The organism is Isoptericola sp. AK164, assembly GCF_029643425.1.
Lineage (GTDB): Bacteria > Actinomycetota > Actinomycetes > Actinomycetales > Cellulomonadaceae > Isoptericola > Isoptericola haloaureus.
In genome coordinates, this window is record NZ_CP119106.1 from 884,363 (window position 1) to 901,980 (window position 17,618).

Genomic DNA, 17,618 nt, shown 5'->3' on the forward strand with positions numbered 1-17,618 from the left:
CCGCACCGCCTCACGCCCGACCCGCCCCAGCACCCAGGAGCCGTTCATGCACCCCGCGACCGGTCGTCCCGAGGATCTCCTCGCCCCCGAGACCACGATGGGAGCCGTCACGCTCCACGTCGGCGACCTCGCCGCGATGAGCGCGTACTACCGGGAGGCGATCGCGCTCACCGAGCTGCCCGGGCTCGGAGCGCCCGACCGCGTCGTCCTGGGGCGGGGGCGCACGCCCGTCGTCGTGCTGCAGCACACGCCGGGGCTGCCGGCGACGTCGCGGCACCAGGCAGGCCTGTTCCACACCGCCGTCCTGTTCGACACCGAGGAGGCGCTGGCGGCCGCGGTGGCCCACGCCGCCCGGCACCCGCTGTCCCGGTTCGTCGGGAACGCCGACCACTGGGTCTCCCGGGCGTTCTACTTCACCGACCCCGAGGACAACGGCATCGAGCTGTACTGGGACCGGCCGCGCGAGACCTGGCAGCGGTCCGGCGGCCGGGTGGCGATGGGGACGGACTGGTTCGACCCGAACGCCTACCTGCAGCAGCACCTCAGCGAGTCGGCGCTGGACGGCGCCGCCGGGCAGGGCGCCCAGGTGGGGCACGTCCACCTGCAGGTCGGCGACGTCCCGACCGCCCGGCAGTTCTACGTCGACACCCTCGGGTTCGAGATCATGGCGGACCTGCCCGGTGCGCTGTTCGTCGCGGCCGGCGGCTACCACCACCACCTGGCGGTCAACACGTGGAACAGCGCCGGGGCGGGGCCGCGGGCGGCGTCCCTGGGGCTCGGTCAGGTGGCGCTCACCGTGCCGGGCCAGGACGACGTCGACGCGCTGCGCGACCGGTTGCGGCACGCGCGCGTCCCCGTGCGCGACGACGGACGGACGCTCCGTTTCGACGACCCGTGGAAGACGCTCGTCGAGGTCTCGGTCGGCTGAGGCCCGGTCGGCGAGGACGCCTCGGAGGGGCGGTCGCGTTCACGGTCGCTGCGCGACCTGCACTTCGCGGCTGACGACCGCCCCTCCGAGGCGTCCTCACCTCGGTCCCGCGCGTCCCGGGCCCTCGCTCGCCCGGACGCCGACGGTCAGTGGAAGACGACCGTGCGGTGGCCGTTGAGCAGCACCCGGTGCTCGGCGTGCCACCGCACCGCGCGGGCGAGCGTGCGCCGCTCGACGTCCTCGCCCAGGGCCACGAGGTCGCGCACGGCCCGGGAGTGGTCGACCCGCTCGACGTCCTGCTCGATGATCGGTCCCTCGTCCAGGTCGCCGGTCACGTAGTGCGAGGTCGCCCCGATGAGCTTCACGCCGCGGTCGTGCGCCTGGGCGTAGGGCCGCGCACCCTTGAACGACGGCAGGAACGAGTGGTGGATGTTGATGACCTGGCCGGCCAGGTCGCGGCACAGCTCGTCCGAGAGGATCTGCATGTACCGGGCGAGCACCACCAGCTCGACGTCGAGCTCGGTCACCAGGGCCCGCAGCCGGTCCTCGGCCTCGGTCTTGGTCGCCGCCGTCACCGGGACGTGGTGGAACGGCTTGCCGTAGAAGTCGGCGATGTCCGCGAGGTCGGGGTGGTTCCCCACGACCCCGACGACGTCGATGGGCAGACCCTGGTCGCGCTCGCGGTAGAGCAGGTCGACCAGGCAGTGCGCCGCCCGGGAGACCATGACGAGCGTGCGCACGGGGCGTCCGACGACGTCGAGGCGCCACGACATCTCGAACCGGCCGGCGACCGCGGCCAGCGCGCTCTCCAGCTCCTCGCGCGAGGCGTGCGACTGGACCTGCACCCGCATGAAGAACAGTCCGGAGCTCGGGTCGCCGAACTGCTGGGACTCGGTGATGTTGCCGTCGTGCTGGGCGAGCATCCCGCTGACGGCGTGGACGATGCCCGGCCGGTCGGGGCAGGACAGCGTCAGCACCCACTCGGTGGGCGGTGCGGTGGCGGGCGCGGCGGGCGGAGGTGTCGGCTGCGTGGTCACGCACGCCATTGTCGCCCAGTTCTGCGACGATGGACCCATGAGCGACACCACCGCCACGTCCGGTCGCCCCGGGGACGGGTCCGCCCACCCGGAGGCGCCGACCCGCATCGCCCTCGTCGACGACTCCCACGCCGGCGAGCTGCTGACGCTGCGCCGTGCCGCGTTCGTCTCGGAGGCGCAGGTCTACGGTGACCCGAACATCCCGCCGCTGACGCAGACGCTGCACGAGCTGCGCGAGGACATGGCGCGCGACGACGTGGTGACCATCGGTGCCTGGACGGGCGAGCGCCTCGTCGGCTCGATCCGCGTCGAGCTCGAGGACGGCCGTGCCACGCTCGGCCGGCTGGCGGTCGCTCCGGACCAGCAGGGACGCGGGCTGGGGACGACCCTGCTGTTCGCGATCCTGGACCACCTGCCCGAGGACGTCTCGGAGATCTGGGCCTTCACCGGCAAGGACTCCCAGCAGAACCTGGCGATGTACACCAAGCACGGCTACGAGGCGCAGTACGACGAGGCCGCCGGCGAGCTGACCTACACCTACCTGCGCCGCGTGCTGCACGAGGTCGACGCGCGCAACGCCGCCGAGCGGCCGGCAGGCCCGCCCGCCGAACGGCCGTGAACGGCCCGGCGGCCGCACGGTCGGTGCGCCGACCGTCCATGGCCGACGTGGCCGCGCTCGCCGGCGTGTCCCACCAGACCGTCTCGCGGGTGCTGAACGAGCACCCGAGCGTGCGCGAGGCCACGCGGGAGAGGGTCCAGGCTGCGATCGACGAGCTCGGCTACCGCCGCAACAGCGCGGCACGTGCCCTGGTGACGTCACGGTCGGCGACCCTCGGTGTCGTGACCACGGGGTCGGCGCTCTTCGGCCCGACCAGCACGCTCATCGCCGTCGAGGAGGCGGCGCGGGACCGGAGCTACTTCGTCTCGGTCGCCACGCTGCGCAGCTACGACACCGCGTCGATGCACCAGGCGCTCGAGCACTTCATGGCCCAGGGCGTCGACGGGATCGTCGTCATCGCCCCGCACGCGGCGGTGGCCTCCGCGGTGGAGTCGTTCCGCGCACCGGTCCCGGTGGTCGTGGTGGCGGCGCTGGAGGGCGCGACGACGTCGGACGGGCCGGCGTCGTCGACGATGTCGGTCGCCGTCGACCAGCGGGCCGGTGCGCGCCTGGCCACCGAGCACCTGCTCGACCTGGGCCACGCGAACGTGGTCCACGTCGCGGGGCCGCAGGACTGGTTCGACGCCCGTGAGCGCTGGGCCGGCTGGCGCGAGGCCCTGGTGGCGCGGGGGATCCAGCCCGCCCGGCCGCGCGAGTGCTCCTGGTCCGCGGGGGACGGCTACGCGGCCGGCCGCGACCTGGCCGAGGCGGTCGGGTCGGGCGAGGGACCGACGGCGGTCTTCGCCGGCAACGACCAGCTCGCCCTCGGCGTGCTGCGCGCGCTGTGGGAGCGCGGGCTGCGGGTCCCCGACGACGTCTCCGTGGTGGGGTTCGACGACGTCGCGGGGTCGGCGTACTTCGTGCCGCCGCTGACGACCGTGCGGCAGCCGTTCGCCGAGCTCGGCGCCCGGTCGGTGGCGATGGTGCTCAGCTCCCTGGAGGGGGAGCCCGTGGCGGTCCAGCGCATCGAGCCAGAGCTCGTCGTGCGCTCGTCGACGGCGCCTCCGCCCCCCTGACCGGACGGCCGGGGCGCCCTGGCCGGGACATTTGAGCAGGACCCCATGTGAGCGTTAACATCTGAGGGACGACAGCGAGGAGTGACACGGCGATGACGCGGCAGGACGAGGCGACCGACATCCGGGACGCCATTCAGGCCGGGCGGACCACGCTCGGCATCGAGCTCGGCTCGACCAACATCAAGGCGGCCCTCATCGGGCCGGACCACGACGTGCTCGCCAGCGGCTCCCACGCCTGGGAGAACGAGCTGGCCGACGGGCTGTGGACCTACTCGCTGGACGCCGTCCACGCCGGCCTGCAGGGTGCCTACGCGGCGCTGGTGGCCGACGTCGAGCAGCGGTACGGCGTGCGTCCCACGACCTACGGCGCGCTCGGTGTCTCGGCGATGATGCACGGGTACCTCGCGTTCGACGCCGACGACGAGCTGCTGGTGCCGTTCCGCACCTGGCGCAACACCAACACCGGCACGGCGGCCGCGGAGCTGTCCGAGCTGTTCGGCTACAACATCCCGCTGCGCTGGTCGATCGCGCACCTGTACCAGGCGATCCTCGACGACGAGCCCCACGTGCCGCAGATCGCCTCGTTCACGACGCTCGCCGGGTACGTCCACCGGGTGCTGACCGGCCGGCACGTCCTGGGCGTCGGCGACGCCTCGGGCATGTTCCCGGTCGACCCCGCGACCCGCGACTACGACCAGCGCCTGCTGCAGCAGTTCCGCCACCTCGTGGCGGCCAAGCGCCCCGGCCTGCACGTGGAGGGGCTCCTGCCCGAGGTCCTGGTCGCCGGCGCCGACGCCGGGCACCTGACCCCTCAGGGCGCCGCGCTGCTGGACCCCAGCGGCGAGCTGCAGCCGGGCATCGTGCTGTGCCCGCCCGAGGGTGACGCGGGCACCGGCATGGTCGCGACCGACGCCGTCGCGCCGCGGACCGGCAACATCAGCGCCGGCACCTCCATCTTCGCGATGGTCGTGCTCGAGAAGCCGCTGACGAGCGTGCACCACGAGCTGGACCTGGTCACGACCCCCGCCGGGGACCTCGTGGCGATGGTGCACTGCAACAACGGCGCGAGCGAGCTCGACGCCTGGGCCGGGGTGTTCTCCGAGTTCGCCGCGGCGCTGGGTCACCCGAGCGCGGCGGACGACGTCTTCGGCGCGCTCTTCACGGCCGCGCTGGACGGCGAGGCCGACGGCGGCGGGCTGCTGGCCTACAACTACCTCGCCGGGGAGCCCATCACCGGCCTCGAGGAGGGGCGTCCGCTCGTCGTCCGCACCCCGGACAGCCGGCTGACGCTGGCCAACATGATGCGCACCCAGATCTACGGCGCCTTCGGCACGCTGGCGCTCGGCATGAAGGTGCTGCACGGCGAGGGCGTCGCCATCGACACCATGTTCGCCCACGGCGGCATGTTCCGGACCGCCGGGGTCGCCCAGCGCTTCCTGGCCGCCGCCGTCGACGCCCCGGTCGCCGTCGCGCAGACCGCCTCCGAGGGCGGCGCGTGGGGGATCGCGGTGCTCGCCGCCTTCACCCGGGCCGCCGCCGAGCAGCCGGGCCTCACCCTGGACGGCTACCTGACCGACCGCGTCTTCGCCGACGCGGCGGTGGACGTCGCCCAGCCCGACGCCGGGGACGTCGCCGGGTTCGCCGCCTACCTCGACCGGTACTCCGCAGGGCTCGCCGTCGAGCGGGCCGCCACCGAAGCCCTCTGACGACCCCCGAACGGAACGGAACCCCATGTCGAACGACGCATCCCTGACCGAGGTGCCGGCTCACCTGCGCACCGCCGTCGACGCCGCCAAGCAGAAGGTCGCCACCCTGCACGCCGAGCTGCCCCGCTGGGAGCTCGTCGTGTGGACGGCCGGCAACGTCTCGGAGCGGGTGCGGGACCCCGAGGCCGGGCCCGACGGCGAGGGCGATCTCCTCGTCATCAAGCCCTCCGGCGTCTCCTACGACGACATCACCCCCGAGGCCATGGTCGTGTGCGACCTGGCGGGCAACCTCGTCGAGGGCGACCGCGCGCCGTCGTCGGACACCGCCGCGCACGCCTACGTGTACGCGCACATGCCCGAGGTCGGCGGCGTGGTGCACACGCACTCGACCTACGCCACGGCGTGGGCCGCCCGGGGCGAGGAGATCCCCTGCGTGCTGACGATGATGGCCGACGAGTTCGGCGGCCCGATCCCCGTCGGCCCGTTCGCGATCATCGGCGACGACTCGATCGGTCGCGGCATCGTCGAGACCCTGCGCGGGTCCCGCTCCAAGGCCGTGCTGATGAAGAACCACGGCCCGTTCACCATCGGCGGCGACGCCAAGGCCGCCGTCAAGGCCGCGGTGCTCTGCGAGGAGGTCGCGCGCGCCGTGCACGTCTCCCGCCAGATCGGCGAGCCGCTGCCGATCGAGCAGCAGTACGTCGACTCCCTGTACGACCGCTACCAGAACGTCTACGGCCAGCGCTGACGGCGCCGTCGGCTCGTGATTCTCTTCGAAAGGACGCCCCTATGAGCAAGCCCTACGGTGACCGCGAGGTCTGGTTCCTCACCGGCAGCCAGGACCTGTACGGTCCCGAGACGCTGGAGCAGGTCGCCCAGCAGTCCCAGGAGGTCGCCGCCGCGCTGGACGCGTCGGGCGACGTCCCCGCGAAGGTCGTGTGGAAGCCGGTCCTGAAGGACTCCGCCGCCATCCGCCGCGCAATGCTGGAGGCGAACAGCGACGACGGCGTCCTCGGCGTCGTGACCTGGATGCACACCTTCAGCCCGGCCAAGATGTGGATCGCCGGCCTGGACGCCCTGCGCAAGCCGCTGCTGCACCTGCACACGCAGGCGAACGTCGAGCTCCCCTGGTCGGAGATCGACATGGACTTCATGAACCTCAACCAGGCCGCGCACGGCGACCGCGAGTACGGCTACATGCTGACCCGCCTCGGCGTCGCCCGGACCACCGTGGTGGGTCACGTGTCCGACCCGGCCGTGCAGCGTCGCGTCGGCACCTGGGTCCGCGCGGCGGCCGGCCGCCTGGCCACCCAGGAGCTGAAGCTGGTCCGCTTCGGCGACAACATGCGCAACGTCGGCGTCACCGAGGGCGACAAGACCGAGGCCGAGCTGCAGTTCGGCGTCAACGTCAGCACCTGGGGCGTCAACGACCTCGTCGCCGCGGTCGAGGCGGTCGCCGAGTCCGACGTCGACGCGCTCGTCGCCGAGTACGCCGAGCTCTACGACGTGGCCGCCGAGCTGCAGGCCGGGGGAGAGCGGCACGAGTCGCTGCGCTACGCGGCCCGCCAGGAGCTCGCCATGGAGGCGTTCCTCGTCGAGCGCGGGGCCAAGGCGTTCACGACGAACTTCGAGGACCTGGGCGCGCTGCGCCAGCTGCCGGGTCTCGCCGTGCAGCGCCTCATGGCCAAGGGCTACGGGTTCGGCGCCGAGGGCGACTGGAAGACCGCCGTCCTGGTCCGCGCCGCGAAGGTCATGGGCGAGGGGCTGCCGGGCGGCGCCTCCCTCATGGAGGACTACACCTACGACCTCACGCCGGGGTCGGAGCTGATCCTCGGGGCGCACATGCTCGAGATCTGCCCGACCCTGACGACCGCGAAGCCCCGGGTCGAGATCCACCCGCTCGGCATCGGCGGCAAGGAGGACCCGGTGCGCATGGTGTTCGACACCGACGCGACCGAGGGCGCCGTCGTCGTGTCGCTGGCCGACATGCGCGACCGCTTCCGCCTGACCGCCAACGTCGTCGACGTCGTCCCGCCGGCCCAGGAGCTGCCGAACCTGCCGGTGGCCCGTGCCGTGTGGAAGCCGCGTCCGGACTTCGCGACGTCGGCCGAGTCCTGGCTGACCGCCGGCGGTGCGCACCACACCGTGATGTCGACCGCCGTCGGTATCGAGGCGTTCGAGATGTTCGCCGAGATCTCGGGCACCGAGCTGCTCGTCATCGACGAGAGCACCACGCGGCGCGGCTTCGCGGACCAGGTGCGCTGGAACCAGGTCTACTACAAGCTCGCCCAGGGGCTCTGACCCCCTGCGCCGGCATCGAGCGTGCCGGGTTCTCCCTCATGACCTGATCGGGAGGAGGAACCCGGCACGCTCGATGCGTCGGGGGGAAGGTCGACGGCGGTATCCTGTCGACGCACCGCCGCCTCTCGGTCGTCCGGCGGGAACCGATGGAGGCCCTGCATGGTGAGTCCCGGAGTCGACAAGCCGAACATCCGGCAGGTCGCCCAGCTCGCCGGCGTGTCGCACATGACCGTGTCGCGGGTGCTCAACGACCACCCGAACATCCGCGAGGCCACCCGGCGCCGCGTCGAGGAAGCCATCGCGGAGCTCGGCTACCGCCCGAGCATGACGGCCCGCGCCCTCGCCACCCAGCGCAGCCACCGCATCGGCGTCCTCGTCGAGAGCGCGGTGACCCACGGGCCGGTCAGCACGCTGTACGCCGTGGAGTCCGCCGCCCGGGCCTCGGGCTACGAGGTCAGCTCGGTGCTGCTGCGGGCCGGGGAGGAGATCACCCCCCAGGAGGCCGTCGACCACCTGATCATGCTGGGCGTCGACGCGCTGTGCGTCGTCGCTCCCCGCTCGTCGTCGATCGCGGCGCTGCGCCGCATCTCCGTCGGTGTCCCCGTCCTCGTGGTCAAACCCGACAAGGACCCGACGTTCCTCACGGTGACCGTCGACCAGCAGGCGGGCACCGTGCTCGCCGTCGACCACCTCGTCTCGCTCGGGCACCGCGACATCCTGCACGTGGCCGGCCCGCTCGACTGGCTCGACGCGCGCGCCCGCGAGCGTGCCTTCCACGCGCGGGCGAAGTCCTGGGGGATCCGTGAACGACCGATCGTCGTGGGGGACTGGACGGCGGACTTCGCCTACGACTTCGCGCGCGGGATCCGCGAGCTCCCGGAGTACACGGCGGTCTTCGTCGCGAACGACGACATGGCGGTCGGGCTCGTCCACGGGCTGCACGAGCGGGGCTTCTCCGTGCCGGACGACCTCAGCGTGGTCGGGTTCGACGACATCCCGCTGGCACGGCACGTCATCCCGCCGCTGACCACCGTGCGACAGGGCTTCGACGCGCTCGGGGTCTCCGTCGTCGACGTCCTGCGTGCGGCGATCGAGGAGCGGGAGATCCCGGCCGTGACGCGCATCCCCGCCGAGATCGTGGCGCGCGACTCCAGCGCGCCGCCGAGGAAGGCCGGCTGATGGCCGCCCGGGACGCGTCCACGCCGACGACGGCACGCCCCGTCGTCGAGATGTCCGGGATCACCGTGGACTACGCGGGGGTGCGGGTGCTCGACGGGGCGGACCTGACGGTGCACGCCGGCGAGGTGCACGCGCTGATGGGGGAGAACGGTGCCGGCAAGTCCACCCTCATCGGTGCGCTGACGGGCACCGTGCCGATCGTGGCGGGCACCGTCCTGGTCGGCGGCGAGCCCCTGACGCCGACCAGCGTCGCCGACAGCCGGGCGGAGGGGATCGCGACGGTCTTCCAGGAGTCGCACCTGAGCCCGCAACTGTCGGTGGCCGAGAACATCATGATCGGCCACGAGGTGCGAGGACGGTTCGGCATCAGCTGGTCGCGCAGCCGCGAGCGCGCCTCGGCCGCCCTGGCGACGCTGGGGATCGAGGACGTCGACCCGCGCACGCCGTTGGAGGCGCTGTCGCCGGCGACCAAGCAGCTCGTGGCCGTGGCCCGCGCGATCGTCCTGGAGCCTCGGGTGCTCGTCCTCGACGAGCCGACGTCGAGTCTCGACGAGGCCGAGGCCGCACGTCTGCTCGGCGTCGTCCGGCGTCTGTGCGACCAGGGCGTGGCGGTGCTGTTCGTCTCCCACTTCCTGGAGCAGGTGCTCGAGGTGAGCGACCGGATGACGGTGCTGCGGGGCGGCCGGGTGGTGGCCGAGTACGACACGGCGCAGGTGGAGCGGGCCGAGCTGATCTCGAAGATGATCGGCGAGGACATCGACGCGCTCCAGGCCCTGCACTCCGAGCGCCTGGAGCACCACTACGCGCAGTCGGGTCCCGTGACGTTGCGGGCGGCCTCGATCGGGCGCCGCGGCACGCTCGAGCCCACCGACGTCGACCTCAGCCGGGGAGAGGTCGTGGGGTTCGCCGGTCTGCGCGGGTCGGGACGCACCGAGCTCGCCCGCCTGATGAGCGGCGTCGAGCGTGCCGACCGGGGCGAGCTCTGGCTGGACGGCGCCCCGGTGCAGCTCCGGGGTCCGGCCTCGGCCCTGCGGCACCGGATCGCGGTGTCGACCGAGAACCTGCGCCACGAAGGCATCGTCGCGGCGTTGACGGTCCGCGAGAACATCGTGCTGGCCCTGCAGGCGCTGCGCGGCTGGACCCGCCCGTTGTCCCGCGCCGAGCAGGCGGCGGTGGTCGACACCTATCTCCACGCGCTGCACCTGTCGCCCGAGGACCTCGACCGGCCGGCGGGCGAGCTGTCGGGAGGCACGCAGCAGAAGGTGGTGCTGGCCCGGCTGCTGGCCACCCGGCCGCACGTGCTGATCCTGGACGAGCCGACCCGCGGCATCGACATCGGGGCCAAGCTGGACATCCAGCGTCGCGTCGCCAAGCTGGCGGGCGAGGGGGTGGCCGTCGTCTTCATCTCCTCCCAGCTCGAAGAGGTGGTGCGGCTCAGCGACCGCATCGTGGTCCTCAAGGACCGGGAGAAGATCGGCGAACTGAGCAACGGTCCCGGGGTCACGGTGGACACGGTCGTGGAGATGATCGCGGCGGAGCTGGACGGGCTCGTGACCGGCGACGACGCCTGATCGCGTCCCCGTGCGGGCGCGCGGGACCGACCGTCGTCCGTGACGGTTGCGTTACGAGATCGTGACGTCCGATCGAGGGAACCCTCTTTGTGACCGGTCACATCTTCGCTATGTTAGCGATCACAACGCATGCCTTGTCGGAGGGTCAGAGCTGACCCGCAGGCCGGACCCACCGGTCACCCGGCGTCTCGAAGAGGAGGACGAACATGGCACGGAAGATGTGGATGCGCGGCACGGTGGCAGCCCTGTCGGCGACGGCCCTGCTGGCCCTGGGTGCGTGCAGCAGCGAGCAGGCCCCTGCTGCCGAGGGCGAGGAGACCACGTCCTACGACGGCGGCGAGACGGAGGAGGCCGGCGACGAGCTCATCTCGATCGGCTTCTCCCAGGTCGGCGCCGAGTCGGGCTGGCGCGCCGCGAACACCAAGTCCATCCAGGACACGCTGACCGCGGACAACGGCTTCGACCTGAGCTTCTCGGACGCCCAGCAGAAGCAGGAGAACCAGATCCAGGCGATCCGGTCCTACATCGCCCAGGGCGTGGACGTCATCTCGTTCTCCCCGGTCGTCGAGACGGGCTGGGGCCCGGTGCTGGAGGAGGCCAAGGCGGCCGACATCCCGGTGATCCTGACCGACCGCGCCGTCGACACCGAGGACGACACCCTCTACGAGTCCTTCATCGGCTCCGACTTCGTCCTCGAGGGCGAGATGGCCGGCGAGTGGGCCGTCGAGCAGTACGACGGCGAGGGCTACCAGATGGTCGAGCTGCAGGGCACGACCGGCTCCGCCCCGGCGATCGACCGCAAGGAGGGCTTCGCCGACGCGATCTCGGGCAGCGACATCGAGGTCATCGACTCCCAGACCGGTAACTTCACCCGGACCGAGGGCAAGCAGGTCATGGAGGGCTTCCTGCAGAAGTACGACGAGATCGACCTCGTCTTCGCCCACAACGACGACATGGGCCTGGGTGCCATCGAGGCCATCGAGGCCGCCGGCATGACGCCGGGCGAGGACATCAAGATCATCACGATCGACGCGGTCAAGGACGGCATGCAGGCCCTGGCCGACGGCAAGATCAACTACATCGTCGAGTGCAACCCGCTGCTCGGACCGGACCTGGCCGAGGTGGCCCAGAAGGTCGTCGCCGGCGAGGAGGTCGAGAAGCGCATCGTGGTCGAGGACAAGACCTTCGACCAGGAGGCCGCGGTCGAGGCCCTGCCCTCCCGCGAGTACTGATCGACCCCTCCCGGGGCGCGGCGGGTCCGCGCCCCGGGGCATCGACCCGCGGCGGGGTGCGGAGCTCCGCACCCCGCCGCGTCCCACGGAAGGTCAACGATGACGAGCTCCACGAGCGCGGACCGGCCGGTCGTCGAGATGTCCGGGATCTCCATCGAGTTCCCGGGCGTCAAGGCGCTCGACCAGGTCGACTTCAGGCTCTTCCCCGGTGAGGTGCACGCCCTGATGGGCGAGAACGGGGCCGGGAAGTCCACCCTCATCAAGGCACTCACGGGTGTCTACGGCATCGACGCCGGCCAGATCGTCGTCGACGGCGCCCCGCACCGCTTCTCGGGACCGGGCGAGGCGCAGGACGCCGGGATCGCGACGGTGTACCAGGAGGTCAACCTCTGCGAGAACCTCACGGTCGCCGAGAACATCATGCTCGGCCACGAGCCGCGCCGGCTCGGGGCGATCGACTGGCGGGCCACCCGGCGCGCCGCGTCGGACTACCTGGCCACCATGGGTCTCGACCTCGACCCCGCCTCGTCGCTGGGCTCGCACTCGATCGCCATCCAGCAGCTGGTCGCGATCAGCCGCGCCATGGTCGTCGACGCCAAGGTCCTGATCCTCGACGAACCGACGTCCAGCCTGGACGCCGACGAGGTCGCCCAGCTCTTCGCCGTCGTGCGGCGGCTGCGGGACCAGGGCGTGGCGATCCTGTTCGTCTCGCACTTCATCGAGCAGGTCTACGAGATCTCCGACCGCATGACCGTGCTCCGCAACGGTCAGCGGGTCGGCGAGTACCGCACGAGCGAGCTCGACCGGCTGGAGCTGGTCTCGACGATGATCGGGCGCTCGATGGAGCTGCTCGACGACCTGCAGGTCTCCACCGATCACGCGGTCGACGTCGAGCAGGGGACCGTCCCGTTCCTCCAGGCCGTCGGTCTGGGCCGCAAGGGCGACGTCCAGCCGTTCGACCTCGAGGTGTACGCCGGCGAGGTCGTCGGGCTCGCCGGGCTGCTGGGGTCGGGGCGCACGGAGGTCGCGCGGCTGCTCGCCGGCGCCGACCGCGCCGACGCCGGCTCCACCCGCATCAAGGACGTGCTGACGCGGCTGCGGAACCCGCGCTCGGCGATCTCCCGCGGCATCGCGTTCTCCTCGGAGGACCGCAAGGCCGAAGGAGTCGTCGGCGACCTGACGGTCCGCGAGAACATCGTCCTCGGCCTGCAGGCCGGCCGCGGCTGGATGCGGCGGCTGCCGCGCCGGCAGGTCGACGAGATCGTCAACAAGTACATGGCGGCGCTCAACGTGCGCCCGGCGAACCCGGACGCGCTGCTGCGGAACCTCTCGGGCGGCAACCAGCAGAAGGTGCTGCTCGCCCGCTGGCTGGCGACCGCCCCCGAGCTGCTCATCCTCGACGAGCCCACCCGCGGGATCGACGTGGGGGCCAAGGCGGAGATCCAGAAGCTCGTCGCCGAGCTCGCCTCCCAGGGCATGGCCGTCGTGTTCATCTCGGCCGAGCTGGAGGAGGTCCTGCGCCTGAGCCACCGGATCGGCGTCATGCGCGACCGGCAGAAGGTGGCCGAGATCGTCAACTCCGAGGACGTCGGCGTCGACGACGTCGTCACCCTCATCGCGAGCGGAGGTGGGCACTGATGCCTGCGACCATGGGAGCGTCGACGCGCACCGCAGGCCCGGGCGGGCTGCGGCGCCTCGCGCACCACACCATCTTCTGGCCCGTCGTGGCGCTGATCGCGCTGCTGGTGGCCAACACCCTGTACAGCCCCGACTTCCTGGCCGTGTCGATCCTCGACGGGCACCTGTTCGGCGCGCCGATCGACATCCTGCGCAACTCGGCGCCGCTGCTGCTGGTCTCGCTGGGCATGACCCTGGTCATCGCCACCCGCGGCATCGACCTCTCCGTCGGCGCGGTGGTCGCGATCGCCGGGGCGCTGTCGCTGAGCTTCATCGCGACCTCGCCGAACCCGGGCTCGGTGACGACGGTGCTCGTCGCCATCGCGATCGCCCTGGGCCTGTGCCTGCTGCTCGGCGTGTGGAACGGGTTCCTGGTCTCGGTGGTGGGCATCCAGCCGATCATCGCGACCCTGATCCTCATGACCGCGGGACGCGGCGTGGCGATGCTCATCACCGAGGGGCAGATCACCACGGTGAACAGCGCGCCCTTCAAGACGCTCGGCGCCGGGTTCTGGCTCGGGCTGCCCGCGGCGGCGCTCATCGCCTACGGCGTCTACGTCGTCGTCGCGCTGATCACCCGCCGCACCGCCCTCGGCATGCTGGTCGAGTCCGTCGGCATCAACCCGTCGGCGAGCCGGCTGGCCGGCGTCAGGGCGCGCACCATCGTGTGGACGGTGTTCGCCCTGTCCGGGCTCTTCTCCGGGCTGGCCGGACTGATCCTGGCGTCCAACGTCATGGCGGCCGACGCCAACAACGCCGGCCTGTTCATCGAGCTCGACGCGATCCTCGCCGTCGTCATCGGCGGCACCTCGCTCCAGGGCGGCAAGTTCTCGCTGTCCGGGACGCTCGTCGGCGTGCTCATCATCACGACCCTGACCCTGACCGTGACGATCGTGGGGATCTCCCCGCTGGTCACCCCGCTGTTCAAGGCGCTCGTGGTGATCGCGGTGACCCTGCTGCAGTCGCCCAGGGTCCGCGAGAGACTCGCCGCCCGCCAACGGCAGCGCGTGGCGAAGCCCGAGGAGGTGGCGGCCTGATGACCGCGACGACGCCCCAGAAGACGGCGACCCCGTCCGGCCCCGACGGGCCGGGAGGGAACGGGTCGCGGCTGCCGGCGCTCACGCGACGGCTGCGCGTCGACCGGCGGTACCTGCCGGTGCTCGGCACCTTCGTGGTGCTCGCCCTGATCCTCGCGATCGGCGGCGTGCGCTACGAGAACTTCCTGTCGACCGGAGTCCTGGCGAACCTGTTCATCAACAACTCGTTCCTCATCGTGCTCGCGGTGGGCATGACGTTCGTCATCCTGACCGGCGGCATCGACCTGTCGGTCGGGGCGGTGCTGGCCCTGTCGGCGGTCTCGACCGCGTTCCTGCTGGACGCCGGCCTCCCCGTGGCGGTCGTCCTCCCCGGCGCGGTGCTCATCGGCTCGATCATCGGGCTCCTCATCGGGCTGATGGTGCACGTGTTCGAGGTGCAACCGTTCATCGCGACGCTGGCCGGGATGTTCTTCGCCCGCGGGCTCTGCTTCGTCATCGCCCCGGAGTCGATCCCGATCACCGACGAGGCGTTCGTGGCGCTCGCCGGCTGGGACACCTGGATCGGCGGCCAGTGGCGGATGACCACGAGCGTGATCATCGCGCTGGTCGTCATCGCGGTCGCCTTCTACCTGCTGCACTACACGCAGTTCGGGCGGACGGTGTACGCGATCGGCGGCGGCGAGCAGTCGGCCCAGCTCATGGGTCTGCCCGTGGCGCGCACCAAGGTGCTGGTCTACGTGATCTCCGGCACCTGCGCCGGTCTCGGCGGTCTGCTCTTCGCGATGTACTCGCGGTCCGGGTACTCGCTGACCGGTGTCGCGATGGAGCTCGACGCGATCGCCGCGGTCGTCATCGGCGGCACCCTGCTCACCGGTGGCACCGGTTTCGTCCTCGGGTCGGTGCTCGGTGTCCTGGTGCTGGGCCTGATCCAGACGATCATCACCTTCGAGGGCACGCTGAGCTCCTGGTGGACGAAGATCTTCATCGGCGTGCTGCTGCTGGTGTTCGTCGTCCTGCAGCGGGTGCTCAGCCTCCGCAAGACCTGACCGTCTTCCCGGCCTCCGCCGCGGTCCCGCGGCGGAGGCCGGGTGTTCCCGCCATCTCGACCAAGGAGGTGTCACGACGCAGGATGTGATCGCTAACACTCGCAGGCGAGCTGTTCGCGCTCTTGCTCGACACCGGTGTTCGACGCCGAGCACCGGTGGCGGAGCGGAAATCCGCCCCGCACCGAGTCACGCTCATCGAGGAGTAGACACGAGGAGAACTTCCCGGCGTTCCGCGACGCCATCGCACCCGTGGAGTGATCCCGGCCTCGTGCCACGCATGACGTTGTGGGCGTGAAATCTGCGGTTCCGGAGTGCTCCGGAGTTGCAGATTTCACGCCCACAACTGGTGAGGAGGTGGCACGAGCAGAGGCGCTCGACGTGGTGACGGACGCCCCTCGGACGACGACGCCGCGAGATCGACGGTCTCTCGCACGGGATGTGAGAGGTTTGCGGACGGAACGTGACGTCCTCTCGCCCGGCGGCGAGTCGGGTCGCGGACGGAACGTTGACTTCCGTGCGCTGCAACTGCTGATATATAGCCTCATCACGATATTTCGGAGGCAGACGTGACTCAGCAGGACATGCCCGCTTCGACCGCAGGCGATGCCCCGCCGAGAGTGCGCTACCGCGGTCGGCACCTGCCCATGGTGGCCGTGGTCATCGCCGCGTTCATCGCGACCGCGCTGGCCTACAGCGGCATGGTCCTGTTCGGGCTCGAGGTCGCCAACATGGCGCCCCTCGAGGCCTATGCGCTCGCCGGCTTCCTCGAGGTCAGCCTGGTCGCCGTCGCGCTCATGGCCCGCAACGCCGCGCTCGAGGGCCGGCCCTACGGCGTGCTGCTGACCCTGACGTGGATCCTGTCCGGCACGTCCGGCGTGTTCGCCGCGCTGCACGAGATCGCGGTGCCCAACGAGTCGACGCCGTACATGGTGGTCTTCCGGTTCGTGCCGCCGCTGGTCGCCGCCCTGATGTGGCACCTGGCCCTCGTGGGGGAGCGGCACCTCGTCACGGGCCACACGCTCGACGAGCGCCGACGCGAGCACCGGGTGCACCAGTACGTCACCGCGCTGGAGGAGTGGCGCGACGCGCGGCTCGACAACAGCGGCAACCGCCGCGGGACGCAGAAGGTCCGGGCGGCGCACCAGCGCCAGCGGGCGGCGCGCGACCGTGCCCTGAAGCTGCTCACGGTCGAGGACTTCGAGCGTCGGATGCAGGTCTGGGTCCAGCGCCTCGAGGCCGCCGAGCGCCACGGCAGCCGGCTGGACTCCATCGGGGCGAGCTCGGTCAAGCGCGGCATGGTTCGTGGTGTCACGGGCTGGTCGGACGAGCCCGCACCTGCACCTGCCGCGGCGCCCGCCCCGGCCGGCGCCGAGGACGGACGACCTGCTCCGGCACGGGCCGCGACGCCGTTCGACGCCGCCGGCGAGCAGCCCTACGAGCCCGCAACGGCGTTCGAGGAGCTGCCCGCGTTCGAGTCGCGCGTCCGCCAGGCCTTCGCCATGCACGAGCCCGCCGTGCCGGTCGAGGCTCCCGCCGCGCCCGAGGAGCAGGCGACCGCTCCGGTCCCCAGCCCGGCGACGACCGGGCAGGCCTCCGCCGGCACCACGAAGCGGACCGAGCCGCTGCCGGAGACGGGCCACACCCGTCGCGTCGAGGTGTTCGACCTCGCCGACCGCGCCGCCGCCCCGACGGCGCCGAGCGCCGACGTGCCGGACTGGTCCTCGGTGCACGAGCCGGCCGAGGGCTCCTCGGCGACGACCACCACGCAGGACGCGGCCGACGACGCGGCGGCGCCGAGCAGCGAGTCGACCAGCGAGTCGACCAGCGAGTCGACCAGCGAGTCGACCAGCGAGTCGACCACCGAGACGACGACCATGGACCCGGTGGACGGGGCCGAGGCGCCCGACCCCGGGGCGTCGGACGAGAGCGGGGTGCAGGGCACCGACGCGTCGCCGACGGCGGAGCGCGACCGGCTCATCGTCGAGCTCGCCACCGAGGGGCTGACGCAGCGCGAGATCGCGGAGAAGGTCTCGGCCTCCCGTTCCACGGTCAGCCGCGTCGTGCGCCGCTACGAGGACCAGAAGGCCGAGCGCGGCCGCGACGAGGAGCTGGAGCTCGCTCCCGCCTGATCGTCCCGTCGCCTCGACCAGATCGACCCTCCCGGATCGGGTCCCACCGCCAGGCGGTGGGACCCGATCCGGGAGGGTCGATCTCGTGCGGTTCCCGCGGT

Annotated in this window: 14 protein-coding genes; 13 read left to right on the forward strand and 1 reads right to left on the reverse strand. The window is 71.8% G+C overall.

The window, feature by feature from the left end:
- Positions 1 to 46 precede the first annotated feature (46 nt).
- Positions 47 to 928 (forward strand): VOC family protein, encoded by an 882-nt coding sequence (locus tag PO879_RS04035; protein WP_278236643.1) that lies wholly within the window; start codon positions 47 to 49, stop codon positions 926 to 928.
- 146 nt (positions 929 to 1,074) lie between these two features.
- Here PO879_RS04035 and purU read toward each other — a convergent pair whose 3' ends face one another.
- Positions 1,075 to 1,965: a formyltetrahydrofolate deformylase gene (gene purU, locus PO879_RS04040; RefSeq protein WP_278236644.1), complete on the reverse strand. Its 891-nt coding sequence runs from the start codon at positions 1,963 to 1,965 to the stop codon at positions 1,075 to 1,077.
- Between the two features lie 37 nt (positions 1,966 to 2,002).
- Here purU and PO879_RS04045 point away from each other — a divergent pair, with 37 nt between their 5' ends.
- From PO879_RS04045 to PO879_RS04100, 12 genes are all read left to right on the forward strand, one after another.
- Entirely contained in the window at positions 2,003 to 2,584 is a 582-nt protein-coding gene (locus PO879_RS04045) for a GNAT family N-acetyltransferase (protein ID WP_278236645.1), read from the forward strand.
- A gap of 38 nt (positions 2,585 to 2,622) precedes the next feature.
- Entirely contained in the window at positions 2,623 to 3,639 is a 1,017-nt protein-coding gene (locus PO879_RS04050; protein WP_278236646.1) for a LacI family DNA-binding transcriptional regulator, read from the forward strand.
- A 92-nt stretch (positions 3,640 to 3,731) separates the two neighbouring features.
- Positions 3,732 to 5,345, forward strand: coding sequence for an FGGY-family carbohydrate kinase (locus tag PO879_RS04055; RefSeq protein WP_278236647.1), 1,614 nt, complete (start codon positions 3,732 to 3,734; stop codon positions 5,343 to 5,345).
- Between the two features lie 25 nt (positions 5,346 to 5,370).
- Complete coding sequence (locus tag PO879_RS04060; RefSeq protein WP_278236648.1) at positions 5,371 to 6,093, forward strand: L-ribulose-5-phosphate 4-epimerase; 723 nt, start codon at positions 5,371 to 5,373, stop codon at positions 6,091 to 6,093.
- Positions 6,094 to 6,134: 41 nt separating this feature from the next.
- Entirely contained in the window at positions 6,135 to 7,646 is a 1,512-nt protein-coding gene (araA, locus tag PO879_RS04065) for an L-arabinose isomerase (RefSeq protein ID WP_278236649.1), read from the forward strand.
- A 159-nt stretch (positions 7,647 to 7,805) separates the two neighbouring features.
- Positions 7,806 to 8,825, forward strand: a complete 1,020-nt coding sequence (locus PO879_RS04070; protein ID WP_278236650.1) for a LacI family DNA-binding transcriptional regulator — start codon at positions 7,806 to 7,808, stop codon at positions 8,823 to 8,825.
- Positions 8,825 to 10,396, forward strand: coding sequence for a sugar ABC transporter ATP-binding protein (locus tag PO879_RS04075; RefSeq protein WP_278236651.1), 1,572 nt, complete (start codon positions 8,825 to 8,827; stop codon positions 10,394 to 10,396). Before PO879_RS04070 ends, PO879_RS04075 begins: the two co-directional genes overlap by 1 nt.
- A 206-nt stretch (positions 10,397 to 10,602) precedes the next feature.
- Positions 10,603 to 11,628: an ABC transporter substrate-binding protein gene (locus PO879_RS04080; protein ID WP_278236652.1), complete on the forward strand. Its 1,026-nt coding sequence runs from the start codon at positions 10,603 to 10,605 to the stop codon at positions 11,626 to 11,628.
- 99 nt (positions 11,629 to 11,727) lie between these two features.
- Positions 11,728 to 13,266, forward strand: a complete 1,539-nt coding sequence (locus PO879_RS04085) for a sugar ABC transporter ATP-binding protein (protein WP_278236653.1) — start codon at positions 11,728 to 11,730, stop codon at positions 13,264 to 13,266.
- A complete protein-coding gene (locus tag PO879_RS04090; protein WP_278236654.1) occupies positions 13,266 to 14,342 on the forward strand; it encodes an ABC transporter permease in 1,077 nt (358 codons plus the stop codon). The genes PO879_RS04085 and PO879_RS04090 overlap by 1 nt, the downstream gene beginning before the upstream one ends.
- Positions 14,342 to 15,388 carry a galactofuranose ABC transporter, permease protein YjfF gene (yjfF, locus tag PO879_RS04095; RefSeq protein WP_278236655.1) on the forward strand — a complete coding sequence of 349 codons (1,047 nt, stop codon included), beginning with the start codon at positions 14,342 to 14,344 and terminating at the stop codon, positions 15,386 to 15,388. The genes PO879_RS04090 and yjfF overlap by 1 nt, the downstream gene beginning before the upstream one ends.
- A 644-nt stretch (positions 15,389 to 16,032) precedes the next feature.
- On the forward strand, positions 16,033 to 17,517 hold the full coding sequence (locus PO879_RS04100; RefSeq protein WP_278236656.1) for a helix-turn-helix domain-containing protein: 1,485 nt from the start codon (positions 16,033 to 16,035) through the stop codon (positions 17,515 to 17,517).
- Positions 17,518 to 17,618 lie beyond the last annotated feature (101 nt).

What these genes read in the sequence shown, in the direction of transcription:
- PO879_RS04035 (WP_278236643.1), top strand. Translation starts at nt 47, where the DNA reads ATGCACCCCGCGACCGGTCGTCCCGAGGATCTCCTCGCCCCCGAGACC.
- PO879_RS04045 (WP_278236645.1), top strand. Translation starts at nt 2,003, where the DNA reads ATGAGCGACACCACCGCCACGTCCGGTCGCCCCGGGGACGGGTCCGCC.
- PO879_RS04050 (WP_278236646.1), top strand. Translation starts at nt 2,623, where the DNA reads ATGGCCGACGTGGCCGCGCTCGCCGGCGTGTCCCACCAGACCGTCTCG.
- PO879_RS04055 (WP_278236647.1), top strand. Translation starts at nt 3,732, where the DNA reads ATGACGCGGCAGGACGAGGCGACCGACATCCGGGACGCCATTCAGGCC.
- PO879_RS04060 (WP_278236648.1), top strand. Translation starts at nt 5,371, where the DNA reads ATGTCGAACGACGCATCCCTGACCGAGGTGCCGGCTCACCTGCGCACC.
- araA (WP_278236649.1), top strand. Translation starts at nt 6,135, where the DNA reads ATGAGCAAGCCCTACGGTGACCGCGAGGTCTGGTTCCTCACCGGCAGC.
- PO879_RS04070 (WP_278236650.1), top strand. Translation starts at nt 7,806, where the DNA reads ATGGTGAGTCCCGGAGTCGACAAGCCGAACATCCGGCAGGTCGCCCAG.
- PO879_RS04075 (WP_278236651.1), top strand. Translation starts at nt 8,825, where the DNA reads ATGGCCGCCCGGGACGCGTCCACGCCGACGACGGCACGCCCCGTCGTC.
- PO879_RS04080 (WP_278236652.1), top strand. Translation starts at nt 10,603, where the DNA reads ATGGCACGGAAGATGTGGATGCGCGGCACGGTGGCAGCCCTGTCGGCG.
- PO879_RS04085 (WP_278236653.1), top strand. Translation starts at nt 11,728, where the DNA reads ATGACGAGCTCCACGAGCGCGGACCGGCCGGTCGTCGAGATGTCCGGG.
- PO879_RS04090 (WP_278236654.1), top strand. Translation starts at nt 13,266, where the DNA reads ATGCCTGCGACCATGGGAGCGTCGACGCGCACCGCAGGCCCGGGCGGG.
- yjfF (WP_278236655.1), top strand. Translation starts at nt 14,342, where the DNA reads ATGACCGCGACGACGCCCCAGAAGACGGCGACCCCGTCCGGCCCCGAC.
- PO879_RS04100 (WP_278236656.1), top strand. Translation starts at nt 16,033, where the DNA reads ATGGTGGCCGTGGTCATCGCCGCGTTCATCGCGACCGCGCTGGCCTAC.